The 26,283-nt window shown below is 60.9% G+C and carries 20 protein-coding genes; 6 read left to right on the top strand and 14 right to left on the bottom strand.

From position 1 onward, the window contains the following. Positions 1–2: 2 nt before the first annotated feature. From OHL13_RS00350 to OHL13_RS00325, 6 genes are all read right to left on the bottom strand, one after another. On the bottom strand, positions 3–1,154 hold the full coding sequence (locus tag OHL13_RS00350) for a VWA domain-containing protein (RefSeq protein ID WP_263408122.1): 1,152 nt from the start codon (positions 1,152–1,154) through the stop codon (positions 3–5). A 201-nt stretch (positions 1,155–1,355) separates the two neighbouring features. After that, entirely contained in the window at positions 1,356–2,909 is a 1,554-nt protein-coding gene (locus OHL13_RS00345) for a DUF5060 domain-containing protein (protein WP_263408121.1), read from the bottom strand. 135 nt (positions 2,910–3,044) lie between these two features. Then, positions 3,045–3,656, bottom strand: a complete 612-nt coding sequence (locus OHL13_RS00340; RefSeq protein ID WP_263408120.1) for a response regulator transcription factor — start codon at positions 3,654–3,656, stop codon at positions 3,045–3,047. Then, positions 3,653–4,753 carry a sensor histidine kinase gene (locus OHL13_RS00335; RefSeq protein WP_263408119.1) on the bottom strand — a complete coding sequence of 367 codons (1,101 nt, stop codon included), beginning with the start codon at positions 4,751–4,753 and terminating at the stop codon, positions 3,653–3,655. The genes OHL13_RS00340 and OHL13_RS00335 overlap by 4 nt, the downstream gene beginning before the upstream one ends. Positions 4,754–4,779: 26 nt before the next feature. Continuing rightward, positions 4,780–5,553 carry an ABC transporter permease gene (locus OHL13_RS00330; protein ID WP_263408118.1) on the bottom strand — a complete coding sequence of 258 codons (774 nt, stop codon included), beginning with the start codon at positions 5,551–5,553 and terminating at the stop codon, positions 4,780–4,782. Continuing rightward, positions 5,553–6,479 carry an ABC transporter ATP-binding protein gene (locus OHL13_RS00325; RefSeq protein ID WP_263409097.1) on the bottom strand — a complete coding sequence of 309 codons (927 nt, stop codon included), beginning with the start codon at positions 6,477–6,479 and terminating at the stop codon, positions 5,553–5,555. Before OHL13_RS00325 ends, OHL13_RS00330 begins: the two co-directional genes overlap by 1 nt. Positions 6,480–6,660: 181 nt before the next feature. Here OHL13_RS00325 and OHL13_RS00320 point away from each other — a divergent pair, with 181 nt between their 5' ends. Then, the gene (locus tag OHL13_RS00320; protein ID WP_263408117.1) at positions 6,661–9,303 is read left to right on the top strand and encodes a TonB-dependent receptor; all 2,643 of its coding nucleotides are present in this window, start codon (positions 6,661–6,663) and stop codon (positions 9,301–9,303) included. 24 nt (positions 9,304–9,327) lie between these two features. Beyond that, the gene (locus OHL13_RS00315; protein WP_263408116.1) at positions 9,328–10,425 is read left to right on the top strand and encodes a hypothetical protein; all 1,098 of its coding nucleotides are present in this window, start codon (positions 9,328–9,330) and stop codon (positions 10,423–10,425) included. A 150-nt stretch (positions 10,426–10,575) separates the two neighbouring features. Here OHL13_RS00315 and OHL13_RS00310 read toward each other — a convergent pair whose 3' ends face one another. From OHL13_RS00310 to OHL13_RS00300, 3 genes are all read right to left on the bottom strand, one after another. Next, entirely contained in the window at positions 10,576–12,912 is a 2,337-nt protein-coding gene (locus tag OHL13_RS00310) for a GH92 family glycosyl hydrolase (RefSeq protein ID WP_263408115.1), read from the bottom strand. A gap of 126 nt (positions 12,913–13,038) precedes the next feature. Then, positions 13,039–14,340, bottom strand: coding sequence for a glycosyltransferase (locus OHL13_RS00305; protein ID WP_263408114.1), 1,302 nt, complete (start codon positions 14,338–14,340; stop codon positions 13,039–13,041). Between the two features lie 379 nt (positions 14,341–14,719). After that, on the bottom strand, positions 14,720–14,824 hold the full coding sequence (locus OHL13_RS00300; RefSeq protein ID WP_263408113.1) for an FAD-dependent oxidoreductase: 105 nt from the start codon (positions 14,822–14,824) through the stop codon (positions 14,720–14,722). A gap of 263 nt (positions 14,825–15,087) precedes the next feature. Here OHL13_RS00300 and OHL13_RS00295 point away from each other — a divergent pair, with 263 nt between their 5' ends. From OHL13_RS00295 to larB, 4 genes are all read left to right on the top strand, one after another. Then, the gene (locus OHL13_RS00295; protein WP_263408112.1) at positions 15,088–15,834 is read left to right on the top strand and encodes a FadR/GntR family transcriptional regulator; all 747 of its coding nucleotides are present in this window, start codon (positions 15,088–15,090) and stop codon (positions 15,832–15,834) included. A gap of 83 nt (positions 15,835–15,917) precedes the next feature. Beyond that, positions 15,918–17,231: a lactate racemase domain-containing protein gene (locus OHL13_RS00290; protein WP_263408111.1), complete on the top strand. Its 1,314-nt coding sequence runs from the start codon at positions 15,918–15,920 to the stop codon at positions 17,229–17,231. After that, positions 17,231–18,061, top strand: coding sequence for an ATP-dependent sacrificial sulfur transferase LarE (gene larE, locus OHL13_RS00285; RefSeq protein ID WP_263408110.1), 831 nt, complete (start codon positions 17,231–17,233; stop codon positions 18,059–18,061). The genes OHL13_RS00290 and larE overlap by 1 nt, the downstream gene beginning before the upstream one ends. A gap of 68 nt (positions 18,062–18,129) precedes the next feature. Further along, the gene (gene larB, locus OHL13_RS00280; protein WP_263408109.1) at positions 18,130–18,894 is read left to right on the top strand and encodes a nickel pincer cofactor biosynthesis protein LarB; all 765 of its coding nucleotides are present in this window, start codon (positions 18,130–18,132) and stop codon (positions 18,892–18,894) included. A gap of 39 nt (positions 18,895–18,933) precedes the next feature. Here the strand turns inward: larB and OHL13_RS00275 are convergent, their stop codons facing one another. The 5 genes from OHL13_RS00275 to OHL13_RS00255 all read right to left on the bottom strand — a co-directional run bounded on the left by OHL13_RS00275 (position 18,934) and on the right by OHL13_RS00255 (position 26,196). Next, on the bottom strand, positions 18,934–22,029 hold the full coding sequence (locus OHL13_RS00275; RefSeq protein ID WP_263408108.1) for an efflux RND transporter permease subunit: 3,096 nt from the start codon (positions 22,027–22,029) through the stop codon (positions 18,934–18,936). A gap of 2 nt (positions 22,030–22,031) precedes the next feature. Then, a complete protein-coding gene (locus tag OHL13_RS00270) occupies positions 22,032–23,108 on the bottom strand; it encodes an efflux RND transporter periplasmic adaptor subunit (RefSeq protein WP_263408107.1) in 1,077 nt (358 codons plus the stop codon). After that, a complete protein-coding gene (locus OHL13_RS00265) occupies positions 23,105–24,352 on the bottom strand; it encodes a TolC family protein (protein ID WP_263408106.1) in 1,248 nt (415 codons plus the stop codon). The genes OHL13_RS00270 and OHL13_RS00265 overlap by 4 nt, the downstream gene beginning before the upstream one ends. An 81-nt stretch (positions 24,353–24,433) precedes the next feature. After that, entirely contained in the window at positions 24,434–24,844 is a 411-nt protein-coding gene (locus tag OHL13_RS00260; RefSeq protein ID WP_263408105.1) for a hypothetical protein, read from the bottom strand. Positions 24,845–24,906: 62 nt separating this feature from the next. Beyond that, complete coding sequence (locus tag OHL13_RS00255) at positions 24,907–26,196, bottom strand: putative bifunctional diguanylate cyclase/phosphodiesterase (RefSeq protein ID WP_263408104.1); 1,290 nt, start codon at positions 26,194–26,196, stop codon at positions 24,907–24,909. Positions 26,197–26,283: the final 87 nt, after the last annotated feature.

The following is a 26,283-nucleotide window of genomic DNA, read 5'->3' as shown; positions in this document are numbered from 1 at the left end:
CTTTACCGCGAAGGCTCACCTACGTAGTAGCCGTCGCGCGTCTGCACGTACAACTTGTTGTCCTTCGTCTCCAGGACAATCTGGTGGTAGCCGTCACTGGCGCTTGACTCGTCCGGTGTGAACTCAATGCGATACTGGCTGCGGAGCTCGCGGGCGATCTCTTTGTAAATCTCATCCACCGGATGTTTCTTGCTGACCTCGAAGACCTGGCCGCCGGTCTCCTGCGTCATGCGTTCCAACACCTTCTTGCCGTCTTCACGGTTGCTGCTGCTACCGCTGGGACCGCCGCCGCTAGGGCCGGGCCATGCGCCGCGGGGCCCGCCAAAGCCGCGCTGGCCGCCGTGCTCTTCGCCTTTGTAGTAGATAGCGTAAAGGATGGTGTCCGTTCGCTGTGCCGCCTCAAGTGCACGGGCCAGCGTTACCTTGCTGCCGCGATCTTCCCCGTCCGTCAGCAGGATGACGGCCTTGCGACCGGCCTGCTTCTTCATCAGCTCGTCGCTGCCCAGGAAGACGGCGTCGTAGAGCACCGTTCCGCCACCGCCGCCGCCCGCTCCGCGCCCGCCACGCTGGCCGCCGTTGCCCTGTCCTCCGCCGCGGCGTCCACCACCGGGATAGCCTCCGCCGGGCCACTGGAAGAAGTTCTGCTGACGGTTATCGTCGGGAGGAGGTCCGTTGCGGTCGTCCGGTCCACCACCGCCGCCCATGCGGTCGCCATCCAGCTGCTTCAACCCTTCCTGCAGCTTGCCGCGCTCATGCGTCAGGTCGGCCAGAAGGTCGGCCTTGCGACCGAACTGAATGATGAAGGCGCGGTCGTCGTCGGAGGTGAGCATGTCGTCCAGGAAGGCAGAACTTGCCTTGCGTTCCTCGTCCAGCCGGCTGGAGACGCTGCCGCTGACATCGACCAGCAACCCCAGCGTCAGGGGCAGGTTGGCATCGTTGGTGAAGTAGCGGATCTGCTGCGGCTTGCCGTCGACCTTCAGCGTAAAATCTTCTTTTTTTAGCGTAAGGACGAGCGCGCCCTTCTTGTCATGCACTACAGCGGGCACATGCACCAGCCTGGCGCCTACGCCCTGGATGGGCTTTGGCGTCTCCTGCGCGGGGATGAAGCACGTTGAACCGAGAATGACGAGTGCGACGAGAGATTTCCGGATCATGGCAACACATTAGACGAGACTGTGGGACTGCGGAGTACGGAGAGGACGCCGGCCATCGAGGCCGGCGTTGGTTTTTCACAGGGAAATTTTTTGCGGTACAGCTGAAGCCGTGCCCTGACGGGATTGTTAAGAAGCAGGTCCCCTGCAGAATGACAAAAGACAAGAAAAGCAAAGACAGATCACGCGTTGCGGGAAGCAGTTCTAGATGCGGGTAAAGCGCACGGCCATGTAGGGTTTGCCTGTCAGCTTGACGCGGCTCTTTCCACTGAACTCTCCGGTGACAGGCGTCACGGTCATCGCCCACGGATCGATCAGGTCCGCCTTGTATTTGCCCTTCTCCGGCAGAAGGAAGTCGTAGTAGAGCGCCTGGTGGAAGTCGAGGTAGAAGAGGAAGGCCTCGTCCTGGCTGCGCTTCGCGCTGGGATAGTAGGGCGGCTCAATCTGCGTGAAGCCGATCTGTCCGCCGCCTGCCGCTGCCGTATCCTCAACGAGCTTGCGCAGGAAGCCGATGCGCCCGGGGCTGGTGCCCTTCAGCGAGCCACCGTGCGACCACCAGAGAATGGCCTTGTCATTCTCGATGTCGTTTTCGGTGACGTAGGTCTCACCATGGCCTGCGTAGACGCCCGCAACCACGCAGAGCCAGAAGCGGCGCGTCATCTCTTCGCCGGACAGATTGCCCCAGCGCGAGTTGATGTTGCCCTCGTACATGCACTCATCAAAAATGACGGGCTTGCGCCAGGCGGCGCGCCAGCTTGCGGCCTTGTCGAAGGCGTAGTCCTGCACGCAGGCGTGGGTGCACCACACACGTGCATAGTCATACGGAGCCTTGCTGTAGTGAATGGAGCGCAGGTGGCCATAGGGATCGTTCTCTGTAACGATCTCCGCATAACGGTCCCAGTCGCCGGAGTTCTTCTTCTTCATCAGGTCAAATTCGTTGGCCAGCGACCACCAGACGTTGCGGTAGGCTCCGAAGCGCGCGATCACATACTTCAGATAACGGTCGTCGACCTCGGCAGGCATCTCCTGAAAACCCCAGTGGTCATAGGGGTGAAAGAGGATCAGGTCAGCTTCAATGTTCAGGGCGCGGAGGTCGAGGATGCGCTTCTCAATGTGCTGGAAGAACTCCGGATTGAAGCGGGAGTAGTCGTTGGTCTCTCCCGTGCGCGGGAACGGAAAACGCGGAGGAACACCGTGGTTGTACTGGTACCACTTGGGGAAGATGCACATGCGCATCTTGTTGAAGGGTCCGGTCTTCAGCGCGGCCAACGTCTCCTGCTCAAGCTGTTCCGTCTGGTGCACCCACGCGTAGCAGGTGGTGCCGAAGGGGTAGTAGGGAGTGCCGTCCGCGTAGCCGAAGTGGAAGGTGTCGCGTACGCCGACCGGACCGTGGTTGCCGGCCGTTGCGGGCGTCACCTCGAAGCTGCCGGTCCTGCCCTTGAGCGCGGTGCTGTTGCTGTCAGTGGTGTAGCTCCAGGCACCGGTTGAGTCCGGCATGAAGCGCACCTTGTAGACGCCGTCACCGTCGTAGAAGCCGTCGATGAGCATCTCGCGGCCGCCCTTGCGGAAGCTGGCCCTGACCCAGACATCGAGGAAGGGATTGCCTTCCTTCGGGCCGTTCAACGTGATCTCAAAGACGTCCCAGCGCTCAACCTTTGCACTGTTTTTTGCAGCGGGGGCAGCCGCCTGCATACTGTTTGTCGACACACCGGCCACCAAAAGCGCGCCGCCGGACTTCAGCATCTCTCTGCGGTTCATGGGGAAAAGTGTATCGGTTAAGTGGAAAGAAAATCATAGGTTGGGAAGAGAAGCGGATCCTTGCAGGATGACAATGACAAAGGACAAGAAAAGCCGGTTGCGTGCGCAAGCCCAACTCACAACTAAGAACTGCTTTTACAGCCAGCCCTTGGAGCGTGCCAGGCGTGCGGCTTCGATGCGGTTGGAGACGCCGAGTTTCGCGATGGATTCGGACAGGTAGTTGCGCACGGTGCCTTCGCTGAGGCCAAGCTCGCGCGCAACCTCGGCTGTGGACATGCCATCGCCGGCGCGCTGCAGGATCTGGCGTTCGCGATCGGTCAACGGGTCCGGGTCCGCGGTCCATGCTTCGGCGGCGAGATCGGGGTCTACAACGCGCAGCCCGCGATGGACGCGGCGAATGGCCTCGGCCAGTTCCGATGCGGGACGATCTTTCAGCAGGTATCCCTGCGCCCCTGCATCGAGAGCGCGGCGCAGGTAGCCGGGGCGCGCGAAGGTGGTCAGGATGACGATGCGTGTCTTCGGGAAGCGTTCCTTCACGGCGGCGGCCAGTTCCAGGCCGGTCATCTGCGGCATCTCGATGTCGGTGACCAGCACCTGCGGCGGCTTCTTCGCAATTGCCTCCAGGGCGAGGCTGCCATTGCTTGCCGTGCCCACCACGGTGATGTCCGGCTCTGTATTCAGTAGTGCGGCCAGAGCGCCCAGCACCATGCCCTGGTCTTCGGCCAGGAGTACTTCAATCTTCGTCATGCGGTTGCGGCACCCTTCGGCAGGTCAATGGTCAGCCGCGTTCCTGCTTCCGACTGGATGGAGAGCCGCCCGCCCAGCGCTTCAATGCGTTCACGCATGCCGCGCAGACCGAAGCCCTCTTCCTTAACGCCGCCCTTGCCATTGTCTTCCACGGTCATGTTCAGGCGACCATCGTGAAAGCGGAAACGCATCCAGACCTCGGTGGCGCCGGAGTGACGCATGATGTTGGTCATGCTTTCGCGTATGGCAAGGCAGAGAACCGTCTCCTCCGCGATAGGAAGCTCGTTGGGCAGGCCGTCACACACCAGCTTGATGCTGGCCGTCGCCAGCGTCTTGCGAGCACGATCTACCTCGGCGTTCAGCCCCTGGGAGCGGTAGCCCAGCACGGCTTCCCTCACCTCGGCCAGCGCGTGACGCGAGGTCTGCTGGATCTCCGCAATCTCCGCCGCAGCAGCGTCGGGGTTCTGCGCAATCAACTTGCCCGCGAGCTCACTTTTCAACGCAATGACGGTGAGCGTGTGGCCCAGAAGGTCATGCAGGTCGCGTGCAATGCGTTCGCGTTCGGCCACCGTGGCCAGGTGTTCAATCTCCTCATGCGCCATCCGCAGCTTGGCATCGCTCTTCTGCTGCGCCGCATAGTACAGGTTGCTGAGGCAAACGACGACGGTGAGGAAGAGTCCCAGGCCAACCGACCAGGGCTGCGCGCCAAGAAGCTTCATGCTAACGACGATGGCTGCACAATGCGCACACAGCGCATAGATGACATGCCGAGGCGACCGGACCGTAAACGGCAGGATCGCCGTTGGATAAACGTACAGGCCAGAGGCGCTGTTATTGAATGGCACATACACATAGCCGATTGCAAAGAGCACCACGAAGCTGAGCGCGCGGAGCTTCCCGGGACGCAGTTCCGTGGCAGCGATGTACGACGCCAGAAAGATGCTGTATGCAATCGCGAGCAAGATCCACTCGCGGCGCGTGTTGTCGAGAATCGGCTGAATCAGGCAGAAGGCGGTGTAGAGCAGCGACATGTAGCGGAGCATCCGCCGCGGCTTCTGCGGCGGGGCAGCTTCCGTGATCGTGTCACACGTCTCCATCAACCTCTCCTGCCCGCGAGTGTAATTCATGCGCGGCTCGCATTACGGCGGAAGAGCAGGATTGCGAGCGTGAGCATCAGCACGGTGAACCCTGCCAGAGCCAGAATGTGTCCGGCGACGGTGCCCCGCATGGGGAAACCGATGCCGTGAATGGCAAGCTGCGCAAGGTGATACGTGGGCCACAGCGGAGCGATGGTCTGCAGCCAATGGGGCAGCATAGTCATGGGCATCCACAGGCCGGAGCAGAAGCTCATGGGCAGGTAGATCAGGTTGATGATGCCGGGAGCAGCCTGCGGCGGCACCACCATGGCCAGCATCAGCCCCATGGAGGCAAAGGGCAGCACGCCTCCGAAGATGGTCAGCGCAAGGTTGCGGATCTCAAGGACGCTGATGGTTACATGTCCCATTGTCAGGCCGATGGTCAGCAGAAGGCCAAAGATGATCATGGCGAAGGCAAAGGCGGTCAGCAGCTTGGCCACCAGGTAGGCGGAGGCGGGCATCGGGCTGGCCTGCTTCAGCTCCAGCCAGCCCAGCGTGCGCTCGCTGGCCAACGTAATGCTGATACCGAACAGCGACGAGCCCACCAGCCCGAAGATAGCGTAGGTAGCCATCAGATACTTGCTGGCGGAAAGATTCTCCTGCCCGGCGCGGCTGTTCACCACACCGAAGAGCAGGTAGAACATCAGCGGAAAGCCGATGGTTGCCAGGGTAAAGGTACGGGCGCGCAGCAGGCGAAGAAACTCATACTTTGCCTCTTTGCGGAACAGCGGGAGGCGGGGAGCTACGGTCATGGTTGCCATTACTCTTCTCCTTTGGTCAGCGCAAGGAAGGCATCCTCAAGCGCGGGGCTTGTGATTTCGAGGCTGTGCAGTGATTCATCCATCCGCAGCATCTGGCGTATTACGGCTTCAGCCTGCGCCGTGCGAACGATGGTGACACCGAGCTTTACTTCCACGGAAGTGACCTCCGGCAGGGTCCACAGCACGCTCTCCTCCAGATCGGTGACGCACTTGATGGTGCGGCCGGTGACCTTCGCCTTGATCTGCGAAGGCGTACCCTCGGCGATCACCTTCCCCTTGTTGATGACCACGATGCGGCTGGCCAGGCCGTCGGCCTCTTCCAGGTAGTGCGTAGTCAGCAGAACAGTCTTTCCCTGTGCGGCAAGGTCGCGTACCTGTTGCCACAGAGCGTGCCGCGTTTCGATGTCCATGCCCAGCGTCGGTTCATCCAGGAAGATCAGGTCCGGGTTGCCGCAGATGGCCAGGGCAAAAAGAAGACGCTGCTTCTGGCCTCCGCTGAGCTGGCTGAACATGCGGTTCTCAATGCCTGCCAGGCCTGCGACGCGCACGATGTGCTGCACGCTGAGCGGTGCGGGATAGTAGCTGCGGAACAGGTCAACGTACTCCTTGACCTTCAAGGTCTCCGGCACGCGCGCCACCTGCAGCATGGCTCCGATGCGGGTGCGGGTTGCGGTCTCGCGCGGGTTGCCGCCGAAGATGCGCACCTCGCCGGCATCCGGACCGAGCAAACCGAGCAGCAGCTTGATTGCCGTTGTTTTCCCGGCGCCGTTGGGGCCAAGCAGCGCAACCACCTCACCCGCGCGCAGCGTGAGCGAGACATCGTCCACCGCCGTATGTGCGCCATACCGCCGGGTGACACCGCACAGATGGGCCACCTCTGCCATCGCCGGTGTTGTTACCGGTTCCATTTCGTCCACCGCCACCATCGCCACACCTCCTTTGCATCCTCAGCATCGCCCCGGGGCTGCCTGCGAAACAGTGCCGGATGTCATCTTCAACAGGTGACATTTGTCACACTGACAAATGTCATGCCCAAAAGCTGACATCTCACACTGTTTTGCAGGCGCGGCTTCCCTGAGTCTTGAACTCGTCAAGGAGAAACCAGCGATGCACCTGAAGACACTCGTACTCACCACACTCTTCGCCGGAACGCTCGCAGCCCAGCAGTGCACGCCCGTTACGGGCATGGTGCATGATGCGACGGGCGCGGTGATCGCGGATGCCACCGTAACGGTGGACACCCGGCCAGCCATCGTCACCGATAAGCAGGGCCGCTTCTCGCTGGGCTGCCTTAGCGGCAGACATACGCTACTGGTCGAGGCCATTAGTTTTGCGCCAGAGACGCTGCCACTGAATGGCGCCACTACGTTCAACATCACGCTGAAGCCGGAGACGGTGACCACAGCGGTCGACGCCGTGCTGGACGGTAGTGGGCTCGACACCAGCGCGGGCGAGGCGGCGGGATCGCGCACACTCAATCGCCAGGACCTGGCCCAGATGGCTGACGATCCTGACGATCTGCAGCGACAGTTGCAGGCCATGGCGGCGGTCTCCGGAGGGGCGCCGGGTGCGGCCACTATCACGGTCGACGGATTTCAAAACGGCAGCCGCATGCCGCCGAAGTCATCCATTGCGTTTGTGCGGGTGAATCCCGACCTGTTCTCTGCCGAGTACGAACGCCCTCCGTATGAAGGTGGACGCATCGAGATCATCACGCGGCCGGGGCAGGACAAGTTTCATGGCTCACTGTTCCTGACCGACTCCGACACGCTGTTCAATGCGCGCGATCCCTTTGCAACCAGCCGTGCCGCGATCGGAAAGCGTCGCTATGGGTTTGATCTGTCAGGACCGTTCTTTTCGAAGAAGCGCGACTTTACCCTGTCGCTGGAGAAGCGCGACATCGATGACTTCGCCGTGGTGAACGCTGTGACGCTGGACAGCAACGGCAACCAGCAGGTAACCAACCAGAATGTGCCTACTCCGCAGCGGTTGTGGATGGCCAACGCGCGGCTGGGCATGATGCTCAACCCGAAGAACAACTTCACTGTCAGCTATACGGCGAACGTGAACTCGCTGGCGAACCTTGCCGTGGGGGGCACGTCGTTGCCGGAAGCCGGCTATGACAGCCAGCAGGCCGAGCACATCATTCGCGCGACGAATGTTACGACGGTCTCGCCACGCATTGTGCATGAAACACGCACCAGCTTTATGTGGCGCAACCGCGATGATGCTCCTCACTCCACGGCGGCTGCGCTGCAGGTTGCAGGCGCGTTTACCGCGGGCGGCTACACCGGCGGGTTGTTTCAAAGCCACGAGAAGGTGACTGAAGTAGATGACGACATCCTTCTCAGCACGAAGAAGCACGCCATCAAGCTGGGTCTGCAGATGATCAACAACCTGGAGCATCTGAACCAGCCGGACACCTTCAACGGCAGCTATGTCTTCAGCGGAGCAACGGTCAACGGGCTGAACATCAGCGGCGTGGAGCAGTATCGCCGCGCGCTGCTTGGGCTGCCCGGCGGCACCGCAACGACGTACACCGTCAACCAGGGCTCGCCCACCGTCGACTTCAACCAGCTTCGCCTTGTGCTCTTCGCACAGGACCAGTGGAAGCTGACGCCGCATGTGCAGGTTGCCCTGGGCCTGCGCTATGCCCTGCAGACATCGCCTTCGACCTTTACCAACTTTGGGCCACGCGCCGGAATCTCCTGGTCGCCAGACAAGAAACAGCGGCTGGTGCTGCGCGCACGTGCGGGGTTGTTCTTCTCGCCGATTGACACCAGTAACACAGCAGCAACGCTGCGCCTGAACGGCATCACGCAGCAACAGAACCTGATCTACAACGCGAACTACGGGTCGCCGTTCGCCGGTGCGACTCCGGTCCACGCCTTGCGCACCTATGCGGGCAACATGATGCAGGTTCCGTCACTGCAGACGCACCTTGGCGCGGAGTATGAGATGCCCGGTCACTGGCACGTGCAAAGTAATCTCTACGTCGTGCGTGCGTGGGACACCATGCGTTCGCGCAATGTGAATGCGCCGCTGAACAACCAGCCCACGGGTCCACGCCCCTCGCTGGCCAATACCAATATTTTTCAGTACCAGCAGACCGGGCACATCCACGGCAACGTCCTGTTTGTCGGTGTGGACCAGCACAGCCTGCGCCGCTTCCAGATCTTTCTCGGCTATGTGCGCATGGACCTGCGTTCGGACAGCGATGGCGCGGGTACCTTCCCGCAGTCGAACCTGACGAAGGCGGGTGAGGAGTCGCGGCCATCGTGGGTGAATACGCATCGTGTCATCAGCATTGGGCAGGTCAGCCTTCCGCAGAAGTTCACGCTCAGCCAGGTGTTCAACGCAACCTCAGGCTCGCCGGTCAACCTGACCACTGGGCTTGATACCAACGGCGATGGCATCTTCAACGAACGGCCGCAGTATGCAACGTCCGCGGCCAATGCGTACCAGACACCCTTTGGCCTGCTGACCGCAACCGGCGGCACGGGAGCCTTTCCACGCAATGCAGCGACGCTTCCCTGGACCGTTCAGCTTGATACCAACCTGAGCCGCAGTTTTGCACTCTCGAAGAAGGACACTGCACGCACCATCACCTTCAACGCACGCGCAGCCAATCTGCTGAACCACACCAACGTAACGGCGATGGGCAGCGTGCTTGGCTCGCCGCTGTTCCTCAAGCCCTACGCCTCGGACGCCGGCCGCCGCATCGAGTTCGGCGCGCGCTTCAACTTCTAACCCATCTTCCCAAGGAGACCCCTCATGAACCGCATCGCATCGTTGCTCCTCGCATCCACCATGATTCCCGCGGCACACGCACAGCAGAAGGCCATTGCACCGCCGGTCTCCGGCCTGATGGTCAGCTACCGGTTCTGGCCGGAGCAGTTTGTACAGTGGACCGGACCGGAGGTTCCTTACTCGATGGTGGAACTGGATTATGACGAGAACAACGGCAAGCCGTTGTATGACTTCATCGTCACCAGCCGCGAGACCGGCAAGCGCATTCACTATGCCAACCAGCCTCAACTGGTGGCGATTGCCAAGGCTCAGGATGGCGAAGCGTATGCCGCGCAGATAGAGTTCACGCGGCCCGACAGCGAGGTTAACGGGGCAACCTTCGATCTTCGCCTGCGGCTGCAGGATGGAACACCGGTGGAGTGGAGGTTCATCCAGGGTTCGGACATTCTGCAGCAGGGCGGTGGCTTGAACGCCATGCCCGAGTTGAAGATTCCGGTCTTTGCGTATCGTGAGGAGTCGGCGGTTGCCGGTGAAGGATCGGCGATTGTGGTGGGCGATAAAACATCGATGGCCGAGATGTGGAAGGAGATTTCGAAGCCGCCGTATTTTGTTGCATGGCATGGCGCGCTGACGCATGCCGCGACGACCGCGGTGCTGGCTGCCGGCAGTGAGAGCTTCAGGGTGGCCGAAGCGCCGAGCGAACTGAAGCCTGGTGCAGCCTGGAAGCTGACGCAGGAGAGCGGGCGCACGCTGGTGCTGAAGATTGAGAAAGCCGCCGCGCCGCACTACACCATTGGCGTGGAAAGCAACCCGCTGGTGAAGCAGACGATTGAGGCTGCTTACGACGGAACGAACTGGGCCATTGAGAAGATTCGCTATGCGCCGGTGCATGCCGAAGACCATGGCATGACGCTGCAGTTCTCCCCTGCGTTTGGACAGACGGAGACCTCAACCATGGACATTGTCATCGGAAAGAAGACAAAGATCGCCTCGGCCACGCTGACCGGAACGCCGGTGAAGTACCAGCTCTCGATGAAGGCGCCGGACTGGACGAAAGGGAAGGTGCTGACGGGGTCGAACACGATCAGCGCGGAGGGCGTGACCCTGGTGGTGCACCCGTAGGTCTTGATCTCAGAATGACCAGGAAAGGGACGCCGGCCATCGAGGACGGCGTCGGTTTTTCTAATCCAAACTTTGCGGCACGGCTGGAGCCGTGCCCTGGCGAAGATTGTTGAGAAGCTGATCTTTGCAGGATGACAAACAGGAAAGAAGTTACTGTTTGTCGGACATGGAAGGCGGCGGGTCACCGGTGTCCCAGTGTGTTGGCTTATCGGTCATGACCAGCTTCAGATCGCCTCCGCTGGCGAGCTGTTCGTGGGTGAACCAGGAGCGATGATAGGGTTTGCCGTTCCACGTCGCGCTTTGGATGTAGAAATTGGCGGGTGATAAATTTTCCGCGATCACCGAAAACTGTTTGCCGTTACCGAGCGTGATGGTCGAACGCGGAAACGATGGCGATCCGATCAGGTAGACATCCTGCGCCGCCACCGGGAAGAAGCCCATGCGATTGAAGACATAGAAGGAGCCCATGGCGCCGGAGTCATCATTGCCCGGCAGACCGCCGGTGCCGGAGTGATAGTTTGCGTCCAGCACCTTGTGAATCAGGCTGGCCGTGCTGCTCTGCTCGCCGATCCAGTTATAGAGGTAGGGCGTGAGGAAGCCGGGTTCGTTGCCCACGTCAAAGCGGTAGCGGCTACGCTTGCTGAGGTCGTTGGCAAAGAACAGGTCAAGCCGTTTTTTGAAAGCGACGTCACCGCCCATGGTGCGGATGAGTTCGCGCATGTCCTGCGGCACGTAGAACGAGTAGGTCCAGGTGCTGGCCTCGTAAAAGTTATCGGTGTACCAGGTGCCCACCAGACGCGGGTTGAAGTTCTCTTTCCAACGTCCGTCGGCGTGCTTCATCCAGATAAAGCCTTTTATGTCGCCACCTTCGGTATGGTCCACGGCCTCCGGGTACCAGAGCCGCTTCCAGTTCGCGGCGCGCTCCTGAAAGAGCGTTGCATCGGCATCGTGATGCAGACCCTTGGCCATCAGCGCGACGGCGTAATCATTCGCGGCATACTCCATGGAGCGGTTGCCGGGACGGTCCGGACCACCGTTTGGGCCACCGGTGGGGTCAGAGTGTTCGATGGAGAGATAGCCGAGACGCTTCCACTCCTCCATATCGCCGCGGCCAAAGCGTGTGTACTCCGGCGAGTCAACATCCGCATCATGACGCATGGCCTTGTAGACACGCTCCCAATCGAGCCCCGATAGATGTTTTACGTAGGCATCGGTGAACATCATCTCCGCGTCGGATCCACCCTGCGTACGGCCTGCGAAGTTGCCGGCGCGGCCATCGAGGAAGAAGCCGTCGTGGTCCTGGATCTCCAACAGCGATTGCAGGATCGCGGTGACGCGCTGTGGCGCAAGCAGGGTAAGCAGCGGCGTGGATGAGCGGAAGGTATCCCAGATGCAATAGAAGTCGTCATAGTAGGGCGTGCTGCTTTGCCACAGCGGATTCTCACCCGTGCGGTCGACCGGCATCAGCATGGAGTGATAGAGCCCGGTGGCGAGCTGCTGCCGTTCGTCGGCGGTGCCGCCTTCGACCTTGAGAGTAGAAAGAGCCTTGTCCCATGCAGCGACCACGGCTTTGCGCGTACCGTCGAAGTCAAAGCCTGGGACCTCCGTCATCGCGTTTTGCTTTGCCTGTTCGATCGAGACGAAGGAGACACCCACCTTCACCATGACCGGCTTTGCGCCGGGAGCGAAGGTGAGGTATGCGCCGGTGCTGACGATGGGCGCAGGTGGATCGGGCAGCGTCTTCATGGTGAAGGGCATGGCGTAGGTGGCGGACTTCGCGCCCGCGACGGGAGCCTTACCGTCCTGCCATGTGCCGCTGGCGACGGCGGACGTGTCCGTCTTCAGGTAGAAGTAGACCTTCATCGGTGTGGTCTGGATGTTCCATCCGATGACGGAGGCCTGCATGCCCGCGATCTCGGTTGGAGAGAGCACCTCGACCTGGGTGGAGTGGACGATCTGCCCTTCGTGATAACGATGCGGTGAATCGTGCAACTGCATCAGCAGGTGGCCGACATCGACAAGCAGCGTGCGGTCTTTGCCCGCAGGATAGGTGAAGCGATAGACGGGAGTGCGGCGCGCGGTGGTGATCTCCGCATGGATGCCGGTATCGCCCAGAACGACGGAGTAGTAACCGACTTCAGCGTGCTCGTCCTTACGCGGTACAGCACTATGCGCGGGGTCGGCCTTGCCCAGCATGGCCTGCACCTGGATGTTGCCGTACTTCGGGCCGCCGCCCGTACCGGAGACATGGAGTTGCGAAAAGCCGCTGAGATTCCCCGTTGGCTTCCATCCGGAGTTGCCGCCGCTCACACCATAGTCTGGCCCGGGCTTCGCCATGCCAAAAGGCAACGTTGGGCCGACGAAAACATTGCCCCCTTTATCGGCGCCAAGCATGGGGTCAATCTCCCCGGCCTTCTGCGCGTACAGCGCGATGGAAGCAGAAAAGCAGAGAAGAACAAGAGCGGGGATCAGGGGGCGCAGTCGCATGGCAGCGCCTTTATACCGCACCAGGATTAACGCTGTCTCGCAGGCAATGAATGTAGACGGCGGTAAAAAATGCCCTGCGTCCGGTTGTGCTGACGCAGGGCCCAATATGGCATCCAGGGGAGGAACTTAGATCATGGCCAGTTCTTCGGCCACGTTTGAATTCACCAGCAGACCTTCCACCGCACGCAGCGAGTTGCGGAGCGCGTCGCAGCCTTCAAAGGCGCAGGCGAGAGTTTGTGCCTTTGCGCGGTAGCCGGGGTTGGAAAGGATGGTCCGTACGGCATCCCGCACCTGGGTGGCAGTGGGGGTTCCGGTCTTCAGGTCGAGACCGCAACCGCTCCACTCCACGCGGGCGGAGACGAAGGGCTTGTCTTCCGAAGCGCCTGCGCTGACGATGGGAATGCCCGCACGCAGCGCCATCTGTACACCGTTGTATCCACCGTTGGTCACGAAGACCGCTGTGCGCGGCAGAATGGCCGCGTAGGAGAGATAGCTTTCGACGCGGGCGTTGGGTGGAACGCGCAGGCGACCGGGATCGACACCGCCGGCGGTAGCCACTACCTGCACGGGTTCGTCCGCAAGGCCATCGAGCGCGGGCTGCAGCAACTGCGTCAGGTCGTAGTTCGCCACGGTTCCCTGCGTGATGAAGACGACCGGCTTTTCCGGATCGAGATCGTCGATCCAGACGGGCGTTTCGGTGTCCTCGTGCTTCGGCACAATGGGACCGACGAAGACGAGGTTCCGCGGAAGATCGACCATGGGGTACTCGAAAGCCTGCGTGGTGAACTGCAGGAAAAGATCGGGCCGCAGGTAGAGTTCATCGAAGAGGAAGGTATCCAGCCGTTTACCGCAGCAGGCTTCAATGCAGTCGCTGACGTAGTCAGTGGCGGGCTGCAGGGCGCCGGCAAGCTGCGCGTTGTGCTCGGCGTTGCGCAGCAGGCCTTCCGGCGAGGCGGACGGCCCAGCGAAGGGCGAAACGGCCGCGTTGCGACACATGATGGGCACAATGCCGCAGGAAACGATGGGCGGACGGCTTTCGCGCGGCAGCCCCATCAGCAGCGGGAAGGTGCCGAGGAAGAGCAGGTCGGCGAGGATCATGTCAACGCCGCCGGCCAGCAGAGCCTTCAGAGCAGCGTACTGGTCGGCGATGGCGTCACCGAAGACGTGCTGCATGTCATAGGTGATCTGCGCGAGCCCCGGTTCGACGCTGCTGCGCTCCGGGAAGTAGACATCCTGCCGGCAGAGGTCGAAGTCGGCCTTGCCCGGCAGAAGGACGAAGTGAAAACCGGCGGCCTGGACACGTTCGCGATAGATGGATCCGGTAAGGACGGTGATGCGGTAGCCGTTGGCGGCAAGGTGTTCAGCAATGGCCATCATCGGGTTGAAGTGGCCGGCAGCGGGCGTGGCTGCAATAACAATGTGCTTCATGACAAACGATTTCCTTATAACGAAAGATTTGGCGGCGCAGACGTACGACCGCGGGTGCGCGGCAAACGCGCACGTTCGCGCCGGGGGTAGCCCGGAGGCTGCAAAAAAATTAACTAAGCCAGAGGGGGACGTAAGATCTTTCGGCGGGGGCCCTGCCGCGGTGCGTTTGACACACTCTTGCGGCCAGAAAGTACCTTCGTTGGCAGAATACGTACATTCGCGATGATTGGTTCCGTAAAAATCGATCAAAAAATGCAGGAGCCTGATGCATCAGGCTCCTGCATTTTGCACTCAGTGCCGGCTCATGGGTTGGGCATAGCCAGTGAGGCCGCGAGCGGCAGGGCACGGCACTCCATCTCCTTCTTCGATGGCTCTTTGCTTAAGCAGCACGCCGACCGCCGATGCGGTCGTTGGATTCCAGCACCAGCACGCTGCGCTTCAGGTGCTGCAGCTCACGCGCGGCGGACGGCTCGCATCGCCGCACTCCGCATGATTGAGAGAGACCGGCGTAGGCAGGCTGCTTTGCGCCTGCAGCGAACCGAAAGACAGAGGATAGAGCAAGGCAAGGCAGACCAAGCGTGCACGTACAGACACGCACGAAGGCATGAATGCAATCTTCGATACAGAACGCTCCTCAACAAGTGGCAGATAAAGGTTATGTAGATTTAGTGGCGCAATTCTACCGCAGTTCTGTTGCGGCATTCACGCTGTGTGCAGCCTCCGGTCGCGTACCATGGTCAGCAGAGCATGTCGTCTACCAGCCATCCAGCGCCGCGGCTTTACCAACGCGTGGCGGAACAGATTTCGGCCTACGCGCGCCAGCACCGGATTGAGCCGGGCCAGCGTCTGCCGTCGGAAAAAGACCTGGCGAAGCAGCTCAACGTCTCCCGGCCAACGATTCGCGAGGCGATGATTGCGCTGGAGATTGCCGGGCAGCTTGAGATTCGCCTTGGCTCCGGCGCCTACATCCGCCAAGCTCCCAACCATGTTCCGCTGCTGCTGGACGCCGGCCCCGGTCCATTCGAGTTGCTGCGCGCACGCCTGCTGATTGAAGGCGAAAGCGCCGCCGATGCCGCGCTGCACGCCTCTGCCGAGCAACTGAAGCAGATTGAAGCCACCATCCGCGAGATGAAGGCGCTGCTGGCTGCCGGGCAGAACGCCCAGATCACCGACCGGCGTTTCCATGTCGCAATCGCCGAGGCCGCCGGCAACAATGTCGTCGCCAATATTGTGGATAGCCTGTGGGGCGGCATCTTTTCCCCTATTTTCCACTCCCTGTCGCACCTGGCCGGACTGCAGCACCACCAGAAGATGACGCTGCGGGACCACCAGGCGATCTTTGCCGCCATCAAGGCACGTGATCCGCACGCCGCGCGCGCCGCCATGCGCGCCCATCTGCGTCACGTGGAGGACATTCTTGCCGGAAAACCGGAAAAGGCCATCCCAGCACAGAAAAAAGCGGCGAAGAAATCCGCACGATCAAAACCTGCCTGACCAATTCTTGAAATTGGTCAGACAAGTATGAAATCCTCTTACAGCCGGGGCTGCTGATGGCCCCGCAGGAGACGAAAAAAACCATGTCGTGGTTTTCCATTGAGGGCGACGCCCTTTCCGAAGCGCAGATTCAGTCCGCCGTTGACCGCCTGCTCACAGAGGCCCGCACCCGCATCAACAAGGACCTGAAGCGCGTCCTTCTGCTGCCGCCCGACCTCACGCGCGCCCACTCCGGCGCCGGCAAAATCACTGAGCTGCTCTACAAGGCCCTGCCCGATGCCGAAATCCTCGTCATCCCCACGCTCGGCCAGCACGTGCCGCACACCGAAGCCGAGAACAAGTGGATGTTCGGCGACATCCCCAACGAAAAGATTCTTCCGCACGACTGGCGCAACGGCGTCACCCACATCGGCACCATTCCCGCCGAGCTTGTAAAGGAGACCACGCAGGGCGCGGCCGATTGGGAGATTCCCGTCGACCTCAACAACGTCCTCATCGACCAGCAGTGGGACCTGATCATCAACATCGGCCACGTCGTTCCGCACGAAGTGCTGGGCTTCGCCAACCACAACAAGAACTACTTCATCGGCCTTGGCGGTAAAGAGACCATCTGCGCCTCGCACATCGCCGCCGCCGTGTATGGCATTGAGAACAACCTCGGCTGCCTGATCACCCCGCTGCGCGCCGCCTATAACTGGGCCGAAGAGAACCTGCTGCAGCGCCTGCCCGATGTCTACCTGCAGATCGTGATGCAGCGCGACCCTAACAACAAGCTGGTGACCAGCGGCATCTTCGTCGGCGATGATCTGGACACCTATCTGCAGGCCGCCCGCAAGAGCCGCCAGCAGAACATCACCGTCTTCGACAAGCCCATCAAAAAGGTAGTTGCCGTGATGCAGGCCGATGAGTTCCGCGCGACCTGGGTGGCCAACAAGGCCGTCTACCGCACGCGCATGGCCATCGCCGACGGCGGTGAGCTGCTGATCATTGCCCCCGGCGTGGAGCGTTTCGGCGAACAGCCCGAGGTCGACGCCCTGATCCGCAAGTACGGCTACAAGGGAACGCCGCGCACGCTGGCTCTCTACAAGACCGAAGCCGACATGCAGGAGATTCCGCATGGCGTGGCTCACCTGATCCACGGCTCCAGCGAAGACCGCTTCACCATCACCTATGCGCCGGGCCACCTGACCAGGGAAGAGATTGAGCAGGTTGGCTACAACTACGCCGACTGCGCCGAGATGCAGAAGCGCTACGACCCCGCCGTGATGAAGGAAGGCTGGAACACCATGCCTGACGGCGAGGAAGTCTTCTACATCAGCACGCCTTCGGCTGGCCTGTGGGCCACCGCGGAGAAGCTGGACAACCCGCACCGCCTGGACTACGGCAAGAACCTGTAATGAGCACTCTCGAAACCAAACGCGAAACACTCCGCGCGGAACTGGCCACCAGCGATCGTCTGCTGGTGGCTTACTCCGGCGGTGTCGACTCGGCTTACCTTGCATGGGAGGCCTACCAGGTTCTGGGCGACAGGATGCTGGCCGTCATCGCGGATTCGCCCAGCCTGCCGCGAAAGCATCTCTCAGCCGCCATCGACTTTGCGCAGCAGAACCACATTCCGCTGCGCGTGATCAACACGCGCGAGATGGAGAAGCCGGACTACACCCGCAACGACTCGCAGCGCTGCTTCCACTGCAAGGACGAGTTGTTCCTAGCCATGGAAACGCTGAGCGAGGAGCTGGGCGTGAGCACCATTGCCTACGGCCGCAACCTGGATGACAACGGCGATTTCCGCCCCGGGCAAAAAGCAGCGGCGCAGCACAACGCCATCGCTCCGCTGGCCACCGCGCAACTGGGCAAGCAGGAGATTCGCACGCTCGCGAAGAATGCAAACCTTACCGTCTGGGACAAGCCTGCATCGGCGTGCCTCTCGTCGCGCCTGGAGTATGGCCGCGAGGTCACACCGGAAGCCCTTGCCCAGGTGGAAGCCGCGGAGGACGCACTGAACGCGCTCGGCTTTCTGCAGGTACGCGTGCGCCATCACGGAACACTGGCACGCATTGAGATTGCACGCGAGGAGTTGCACCGCGCGCTCTCGATGGATGCCCTCGACAAGATCACCGCCGCCGTCCGTGCCGCTGGCTTCCAGTACGTCACGCTGGACACGCAGGGCTATCGCAGTGGCAGTATGAATGCGATTCTGCCGGTCTCGATTCTGACGGCATCGTAGTTTGTTTCGCCCGTACGCTGCCATACCGCGCAGCGGGATGGGTGGGACGAGAAAGTATCAACGACATCATGCATCGCGAATCTCTTCTCAATCTCCTCGAACAGCTCCGCACCGGCGATGTCTCTATTGAGCAGGCTGCGGACTCGCTTACGCATCTTCCCTTCGAAGACACGGGCTTTGCGAAGATTGACCATCATCGAGCGCTGCGCACCGGGCTTCCTGAGGTGATCTACGCGCAGGGCAAGACGCCTGCGCAGACCGGCGCCATCTTCGAGCGGCTGGCACACTCCGGCGTAAACGTACTGGCCACCAAGGCCGACGGAACCCACTTTGAAGCCGTGCAGACCCTTGTGCCTGCGGCGGAGTATCACGCGCTCGCACGCTGCATTACGCTGCGGCAAACCGAACAGAAACCGCATGGTGGAACCATCGCCGTGGTCTGTGCCGGCACCAGCGATCTGCCGATTGCGGAAGAAGCCGCCATTACAGCCGAGCTCTTCGGAGCCACCGTGCTGCGCATTACCGACGTCGGGGTGGCCGGCATTCATCGCCTGCTGGCTCAGCGGCCGTTGCTGAACACGGCAGACGTTGTCATTGCCTGCGCCGGCATGGAGGGCGCTTTGCCTTCGGTGCTAGGTGGCATGGTAGGGGTACCTGTGATCGCTGTGCCTACCAGCGTTGGCTATGGGGTCTCCTTCAACGGCATTACCGCGCTGCTCAGCATGTTGAACTCCTGCTCGCCCAACACGACGGTCGTGAACATCGACAACGGCTTTGGCGCCGCTTACACGGCAACGCTGGTTTGCAAGGGACAGCAAAAAAAAGGGGGCTGAGCTCGCGCCCAACCCCGCCAGGAAAAAATTGTTTGATCTCTATTCCGGCATAGCCTCGACGTGTGACCGTCTGCGCGCCATCAGCGGCATGAGGAAGAGGATGGACGCCAGCGTCGTCACCATGCCACCCACCACCACACGCGCCAGCGGCTGCTGTGCCTGGGCTCCAATAGCGTTCATCACCGCGGCGGGAAGCAGGCCAAGACCGGCAGACATGCAGGCCATCACGACCGGCCGCAGTTCGTCCAGGCTTCCATGCTTCAAGCCGTGTTCCGGATCCTTCTCCTGGGCGCGGCGCAGGCCTGCCAGAAAGACCACCGCGCCCAGGGTCGTTACACCCGTCAGCGAGGTAAAGCCCACCGCTGCCGAGATACTGAAGGCTGTATGCGTCAGCATCAGCGCCAGAATGCCGCCGATATAGCTGAACGGCAGCACCGCCAGCACAATCAGCGCATCCAGCCACTCCTGGAACTGCAGGTAGAGCAACACCAGCACCACCAGAAGGCTGACAGGAACAATCAGCACAAGACGCTTCTGTTCCTTCTTCAGCGAATCGAACTCGCCGGCCCATGTGTACTCGTAGCCTGGGGGCAGCGTGATCTTCGCCGTCAACTGGTGCTGCAGATCCTCAATAGTGGATGCCAGATCGCGCTCACGCACGCTGAACTTGATCGGGATATACCGCCGTCCACCTTCCCGATAGATGGTGAAGCTGCCCTGCTTGATGCCGATATTGGCCACCTGCGACAGCGGCACATGGCTTCCATCCGGAGCCGACAACATGATGTTCTGCACGGCATCCGGCGTGGAACGATACGCCGCCGGATAGCGCACGGTGATGTCGAAGCGGCGATCGCCCTGAATCATCGTCGAGATGGGAGCGCCACCCACAGCTGCCTGCACGGCCGCGTTCACATCGCCCGCAGCCAGTCCATAGCGCGCGGCCTTGGCACGGTCCACTTCCACAACCAGGCTCGGAGCACCGTTGACCTTGAAGATGCCAACGTCCTGCACGCCGCGCACGCTGGACATGACGCCCTGCACCTTCTCCGCGACGTCGGTCAGCGTCGTCAGGTCATCGCCGAAGATCTTCAGCGAGTTCTCGCCCTTTACGCCGCTCATCGCCTCTTCCACGTTGTCCTGAATGGCCTGTGAGAAGCCGAACACGACACCGGGATACTTGCTGAGTTCATGCTGCATCTGGTCGATGAGCTTGTCCTTCTCCCCGTGCACGTCCTTTGGCCATTCGCTTGATGGCTTCAGGTTGACGCCAAACTCCATGTTGTTGAAGGTTGTCACGTCGGTGCCGTCATCCGGACGGCCGATCTGCGAGACCACCTGCGTAACCTCAGGGAACTTGCGAAGATCCGCACGTACCTCGTCCGACAGCTTTGCTGCCTGCTCAAAGCTGATGTCCTGCGGCAGCGTTCCACGAATCCAGAGATTGCCCTCTTCCAGTGGCGGCATAAATTCGCCACCGACAAACAGCAGGAAGCAGGCCACGGCACCGATCAGCGCGAGTGCGGCGATTCCCCATACCAGCTTGCTGTGTTCCAGCACCCAGTCAAGGCAACGGCTATAGTGCTTCTCCAGGAAGCGGTTAAGCCATGTGCCCTGGTGGACCAGGTCTTCTTCGTCGTGCTCTTCAACAGAGTCTTTCACCGGAGCCGTCACAAAGCTCAGCACCGGAGCGAAGACAAGCGCGAACAGCAGAGCGCCGGTCAGAGCGAAACCATAGGTCACGCTCATGGGCGCGAAGATCTTGCCCGGAACGCCCTGCATGGTGAACAGAGGAATGAATGCAACAAGGATGATCAGTGTGGAGAAGAGCACGGGACGCGCAGCATCCTGCACGCCAAGAATGATCATCTCCGCACGGCCATGTCCCGGCTGCCTGCGTGAGAAGCGGCGGTAGATGCTCTCCAGCACCACGATCGACGCATCCACGAGAATGCCGAAGTCGATGGCGCCGATCGAGATCAGGTTCGCCGCACGCCCGGTCAGCGTCATCAGCGAGAACGCGAAGAGCACGGCAAACGGAATCGTCGCCGCGGCAATCAGCGTGATGCGGAAGTCACCCAGCATGAGCAGCAGCACCAGCGTGACCAGGATCAGGCCGGTGATGATGACGTGCTTTACCGTCTCGGTCGTCAGTCCGATCAGCTTGGTGCGGTCATAGATGGTCTTGATCTGCATTCCGGGCGGCAACAGGCCCCCGGTGTTCAGATCGCTCATCTTCTGCTTCAGGCCTTCCAGAGCCGGCAGGCTCTGCCCTTCCTTCTGCAGCAGCACAATGCCTTCGACGATATCGTTGTCGCCATTGCGGCCAATCTTTCCAAGCCGTGGCTGGTAGCCTTCCTTTACGTTGGCTACATCCCGCACCAGAACCGGCGTTCCGTTCTTCTGCGCAACGACGACGTTGCCAATGTCTTCCGTGCCCTTCAGCAGGCCCACGGAACGCACGTTTACGTTCTGATCGCCCAGCGAAAGGTAGTTACCGCCGACATTCGCATTGCTATTCTGCACCGCCGTGATGAGCTGATTCAACGTGATGCCATAGCTCAACAGCTTGTTGGGATCCGGCTCTACCTGGTATTGCCGCGTGGTTCCGCCGAAGGTGGTGATGTCGATGATGCCCGGCACCTTCTTCAGCTCACGCTTGACCAGCCAGTCCTGCGTCGCCTTCAACTCGTTCAGGTCATAGCCCGGCCCGGTCAGCTCATAGCGATAGATTTCGCCAATGGGCGACCACGGCGACAACTGCGGCTGCAGCCCATTCGGCAGCTGGATGGTCTGCAGGCGATTGAGAATCTCCTGCTTGTCGCGGAAGTAATCCGAGTCGAAGCTGAAGTACAGCTTCACATCGCTCAGGCCAAAGATGCTGATCGACCGGATCTGCTCCAGGTGGGGTGTGCCGTTCAGCGCGGTTTCAATCGGAGAGGTGACCTGCTGCTCAATCTCTTCCGCGCTCCATGACGGGTTCTGCGTAATCACCTCCACCAGCGGCGGAGAAGGGTCAGGGTACGCTTCAATGTCCAGCTTCAGGAACCCGAAGGTTCCCGCAACCAGCCCGGCCGCCAGCAGAATCAGCACCACCGCGCGATAACGCAGCAATGTTTTCAGAAAGGCTTCCATGGTTAGTCTCCCACCGGCGTCCGCAGGAACGCCGCCCCTTGTGTCACCACGACATCGCCGTCGCTCAGGCCACCGGTTACCTCAACCTTGTCGCCATGCGCGGCGCCAAGCTTCACAACGCGCGCGTCAAACTTATCGCCGTTCTTCACATACACGCTTGCAATGGAGCCATCGTGAATCACAGAAGCCAGCGGCACCAGGATCATGGGCCGCTGCCCGGTGCCAATGCGAATGGAGCCATACATCTGCGGCTTCAAACGATGGCCCGGATTCTTCAGCACCACGCGCACCTTCAGCGCATGCGTCTGCGGGTCAAAAACATCGCCAACATTCGCAACCGTTCCATGAAAGGTCTCGCCGGGATACGCCTGCAGCGTCACATCCGCTGTTGAGCGTGACTTCACCGCCGCCAGGTCGCGTTCGAAGACATCACCCACAACCCAGACCTCATCCAGATTTGCCACAGTGGCAATACCATTCGATGTCTCAAGCGAACGCTGCATCTCGCCGGCTGCGGTGCCAATATCAAGCACCGAACCCGTAATGGGCGAGGTCACCGCGGTTGTGTCCGAGGTGCCGTTTTCGCTGAATCCAAGTTCGTGCACACGCTGCCGCGCACGCTCCTGCTCACTGTGCGCAGCATCATCGGCGGCCTTCAGCTCGTCGAACTCCGCCTGGCTCATTACCTCGTGCGCCAGCAGCAGCTTGCCGCGTTCCAGAACGCGATCGGCGCGCAGCGCCTCAATCTTCGCTTTCTCAAAGTCGCTGCGGGCCCCGGCCACATCGCCGCTCTGCAGCATCGCCACGGTCTGCCCCTTGCGAACCTCCTGGCCAGGCTGCACCGCGAGGTTCAAAAGACGCCCGCTCAACGGAGCGTAGACATGCACCATCTTGCTTGGGTCCACATCCACATGCGCGGGAATCTCAAGACCATCATTGACCGTCTGCTGATGCACCACTTCGGTCTTGATATTGATCTTGGCCTTCGCTTCCGGAAGCTCCTTCTCGTCGCTCTTGCATCCGCTGAGCATGCCAAGCGCAGCGCCCGTCATCACCAGCGTCATCACGCTTTTCTTCATGGCAGAATCTCCGTATAGGTCACAAAACTAAGTTGGTGGATCGCAAGCTGCAGTTGCGCATTCGCCGTCAGGCTCTGCAGGTTCACCGAGCGATAGTCCTGCAGCGCGCTCAGGTAGTCCAGCAGCGTGCCCTGTCCATTGCGGTAGCTGAACTCCAGGTTGTCGCGCACACGCTTCGCCTCATCCAGGTACTTGGTGCGATAGCGGGCGGCCTGCGCCTGTGCCGTCTGGTACGCCTGGAAGGCCTGGTCCACATCGGCCACGGCCTGGTTGCGCGTCGCCGTCAGCGCCAGGCGGCTTGACTCCAGCTCATACTTGGCGCGTTCCTTCTCGCCCTGGTTGCGGTCAAACACGCGGATAGGAATCTGCAGGTTGAAGCCGGCGGTGTTCGCGTGGCCGCTGTGTTCGTACTCGCCTTCCACCGTCGGGTCCGAGGTTCCGTTAGCATAAGCCAGACGTACGCCAGCCTGGTTTACAGCCACCTGTTGCGCCGCCGCCTTGACGTCGGGCCGCGTATCCAGCGCCTTCTGCTTCAGGTCTTCCAGCGTGATGGCAGGAACTGCCGTATCCAGTGCTCCCACCACGTCAAAGCCCGCCGCGGGCCGCTCAATGCCCATCAGGCTTTGCAGCTGGGTAGATGCCTGCGTCAGCGCCAGCCGTGCATTGTCGGTATCGTTTTCAAAGCCGGCAAGCTGCAGCTCCACGCGGGAGAAATCATTACGGCTCATATCGCCAGCATCCAGACGCACCTGCATCAGGGCCACGGTCTTCCGGTAGCCTTCCAGGTTGTCCTGGCTGACGCGCAAAGCGTCCTTGGCAAACAGCATGCGGGTAAACGCCTGCTTGATGGCAAAATCCGTCTGACGCTGCAGATCAACACGCTGCTGATCGGTCAGCGCCGTCGTGGCGCGCGCCGCATCCAGCCGGATAGCCCGCTTGTTTCCGCGCTCAAACAGCCGCTGGACGCCGACGGTGTAAAAGTCCGGGCCGTTCGGATCATCCGGGCCCAGCGTCACCATCTGCCCGCTGCTGGTCAGCACCGGATTCTGGCGCAGACCGGCGGTCGTCTCCCCGGCTTTCACAGCCTCAACATGCTGCATCGCCGACAACAGCGACGGATTCTGCTTATGCGCAAAATCCAACGCCTGCTGCAAGGTCAACGGCGGTGAGGTGCTCTGTTGCGCCCCGGCCCAGGCTACGGACAACAGCGGTAGCACGAGGCAAAATGCCCAGCGCATCTTCATGGATGCACTCCTTCTTCTTCTATTTCGTTTGCTTGAGGTAAATCTTGAAAGAACCGAAGATACGGTCTCTCGACTGCGCAGCTAGAGTGCCACGGCAGGAGGCGGTCGAACACCCACTAATGGGGAAAATTCTTCTTCCAGGAACCGGCGCTTGTCCGGCCATGCCAACACCTGCAGACGGCGCAGCACAAGCAACAGGGTCAGAGCGACGCCAAGCATCTCCAGGCAGAACAGCACAAACGCAAACTCGGTTATGTCGCTGTGCCGGCGCACCGTCATGTCCTCCGGCTCCGTCAGCTTACGCAAGACCTGCATATCATCGGAGATGGAGATCACTGGAAGCAGCAGAAACGCCACCATCACCGCGGCCGTAAGAGCACGGCCCATGGAAGCGGTGATTTTCCCGGTGTACACACCGAGCCACACGCCGCCGATCATCGCAATCGCGATGACGATCCATGCAAGGTTGAGGAAAGATTCCACTGCTGGCATTGTAGAGCACTTCCAGAGCGCGAATCCTTAACAATTGCGGCGCACTCTCCAGTAAGACGTACTCAATCCAGTTTCAGCAGCGGCAATTTTTCCAGCACATTCATCTTCACCGGCGGAGAGAACAGATATCCCTGCGCCTCAGAACATCCGTGCAGTTCCAGGAAGCGCCGCTGTTCCTCGCGCTCTACTCCCTCGGCCACCACCGGAATCCCCAGATGCTCGCTCATGGCCAGCACCGCCCTGGTTAGAGCGCAGTCCTTCTGGCTTTCGGGAATGTTCATCACAAAGCTGCGGTCAATCTTCAACCGGTCTACCGGGAACCGCCGCAGGTAACCGATGCTCGAATATCCGGTCCCGAAGTCGTCCACAACGATCTTGATGCCCATCTCGCGCAGGGCATACATCTGCTGGATCGAGCGCGGGTCTTCCCGCAACAGCGTGTTTTCGGTGATCTCAAACTCCACCTCATCCAGGTTGACGGCGGTCTCGGCCACCCCGGCCTCCACCACATCCAGAAGCTGCGGATCGGCCAGTTGCGATGCCGTCACATTCACCGCCAGCCTCAGCTGGGAGTGCCCTTTCAGGGTGGTCCACTGCCGGAAGGCTTCTCGGATCACCCATCCCCCAATGGCCACCATCATCCCGGCATGCTCGGCCAGAGGGACAAAGAGTCCCGGCATAATCAGGCCGCCACTTTCGGTCCGCCAACGTAATAATGTCTCCGCGCCGGTCATCGTGCCGGTGGCCAGGTGCACGATCGGCTGGAACTCCAGGAACAGGCCACCTGTCACCAGCACCTGCCGCAGTTCCCGCTCCAACTCCACCTGACGTTGCTCAGCCTCTTCCGCCGCGGAGTCATAGAGAAAGAGCCGCTCGCCGGTGGACCGCCGCGCCATGCTCAGCGCCGCATCGGCGCGCCGCATCAGATGTGTGACCGTGGGGTTGCTGGACGGAAGAAGACTGACTCCGATACTCGCCGTCAGACGGATCTCTCCGCTGAGCCCGACCGGTACCGGCACGCTGAAGGCCCGCAGCAGCGCCTCGCCCACACGGTTTACCTCTTCCCGGCTGGTCCGGCGCAGCAGCACCACCATCTCATCCAGACGAATCCGGCCTGTCACCTGGTCCGGCGGACATGCCTGACACACGCGACGGGCCAGTTCCTGCAGAAAATTCTCCGCTTCCCGCTCAGGGAGGGAGGAACAAATCTCGTAGAGACGATGAATATCAATCAGAAAAACGGCCACTTGCGTCCCGCCGGAGCGGCTTGCATCGATCGCTTCCTGCACGTGCGCACGGAATACCTCACGGTCGCTCAACAGCGACTGCGAAGGAATGTCACAGATTCCCATAATGATGGCCCTGAAGAGATTGCCACTTTATAGCACATGACAAATCGGTCAAGTAATACCAAAATAAAGCCTAAGGTAAGCTTCACC

Origin of the sequence: Terriglobus tenax (assembly GCF_025685395.1) — a bacterium.
GTDB lineage: Bacteria > Acidobacteriota > Terriglobia > Terriglobales > Acidobacteriaceae > Terriglobus > Terriglobus tenax.
Note: the sequence above shows the minus strand (reverse complement) of the source record. Positions and strands in the feature narration are given on the sequence as shown.

Coding starts and splice junctions, on each gene's coding strand:
- OHL13_RS00350 (WP_263408122.1), bottom strand. CDS start 1,154: ATGATCCGGAAATCTCTCGTCGCACTCGTCATTCTCGGTTCAACGTGC.
- OHL13_RS00345 (WP_263408121.1), bottom strand. CDS start 2,909: ATGAACCGCAGAGAGATGCTGAAGTCCGGCGGCGCGCTTTTGGTGGCC.
- OHL13_RS00340 (WP_263408120.1), bottom strand. CDS start 3,656: ATGACGAAGATTGAAGTACTCCTGGCCGAAGACCAGGGCATGGTGCTG.
- OHL13_RS00335 (WP_263408119.1), bottom strand. CDS start 4,753: ATGGAGACGTGTGACACGATCACGGAAGCTGCCCCGCCGCAGAAGCCG.
- OHL13_RS00330 (WP_263408118.1), bottom strand. CDS start 5,553: ATGGCAACCATGACCGTAGCTCCCCGCCTCCCGCTGTTCCGCAAAGAG.
- OHL13_RS00325 (WP_263409097.1), bottom strand. CDS start 6,479: ATGGTGGCGGTGGACGAAATGGAACCGGTAACAACACCGGCGATGGCA.
- OHL13_RS00320 (WP_263408117.1), top strand. CDS start 6,661: ATGCACCTGAAGACACTCGTACTCACCACACTCTTCGCCGGAACGCTC.
- OHL13_RS00315 (WP_263408116.1), top strand. CDS start 9,328: ATGAACCGCATCGCATCGTTGCTCCTCGCATCCACCATGATTCCCGCG.
- OHL13_RS00310 (WP_263408115.1), bottom strand. CDS start 12,912: ATGCGACTGCGCCCCCTGATCCCCGCTCTTGTTCTTCTCTGCTTTTCT.
- OHL13_RS00305 (WP_263408114.1), bottom strand. CDS start 14,340: ATGAAGCACATTGTTATTGCAGCCACGCCCGCTGCCGGCCACTTCAAC.
- OHL13_RS00295 (WP_263408112.1), top strand. CDS start 15,088: ATGTCGTCTACCAGCCATCCAGCGCCGCGGCTTTACCAACGCGTGGCG.
- OHL13_RS00290 (WP_263408111.1), top strand. CDS start 15,918: ATGTCGTGGTTTTCCATTGAGGGCGACGCCCTTTCCGAAGCGCAGATT.
- larE (WP_263408110.1), top strand. CDS start 17,231: ATGAGCACTCTCGAAACCAAACGCGAAACACTCCGCGCGGAACTGGCC.
- larB (WP_263408109.1), top strand. CDS start 18,130: ATGCATCGCGAATCTCTTCTCAATCTCCTCGAACAGCTCCGCACCGGC.
- OHL13_RS00275 (WP_263408108.1), bottom strand. CDS start 22,029: ATGGAAGCCTTTCTGAAAACATTGCTGCGTTATCGCGCGGTGGTGCTG.
- OHL13_RS00270 (WP_263408107.1), bottom strand. CDS start 23,108: ATGAAGAAAAGCGTGATGACGCTGGTGATGACGGGCGCTGCGCTTGGC.
- OHL13_RS00265 (WP_263408106.1), bottom strand. CDS start 24,352: ATGAAGATGCGCTGGGCATTTTGCCTCGTGCTACCGCTGTTGTCCGTA.
- OHL13_RS00260 (WP_263408105.1), bottom strand. CDS start 24,844: ATGCCAGCAGTGGAATCTTTCCTCAACCTTGCATGGATCGTCATCGCG.
- OHL13_RS00255 (WP_263408104.1), bottom strand. CDS start 26,196: ATGGGAATCTGTGACATTCCTTCGCAGTCGCTGTTGAGCGACCGTGAG.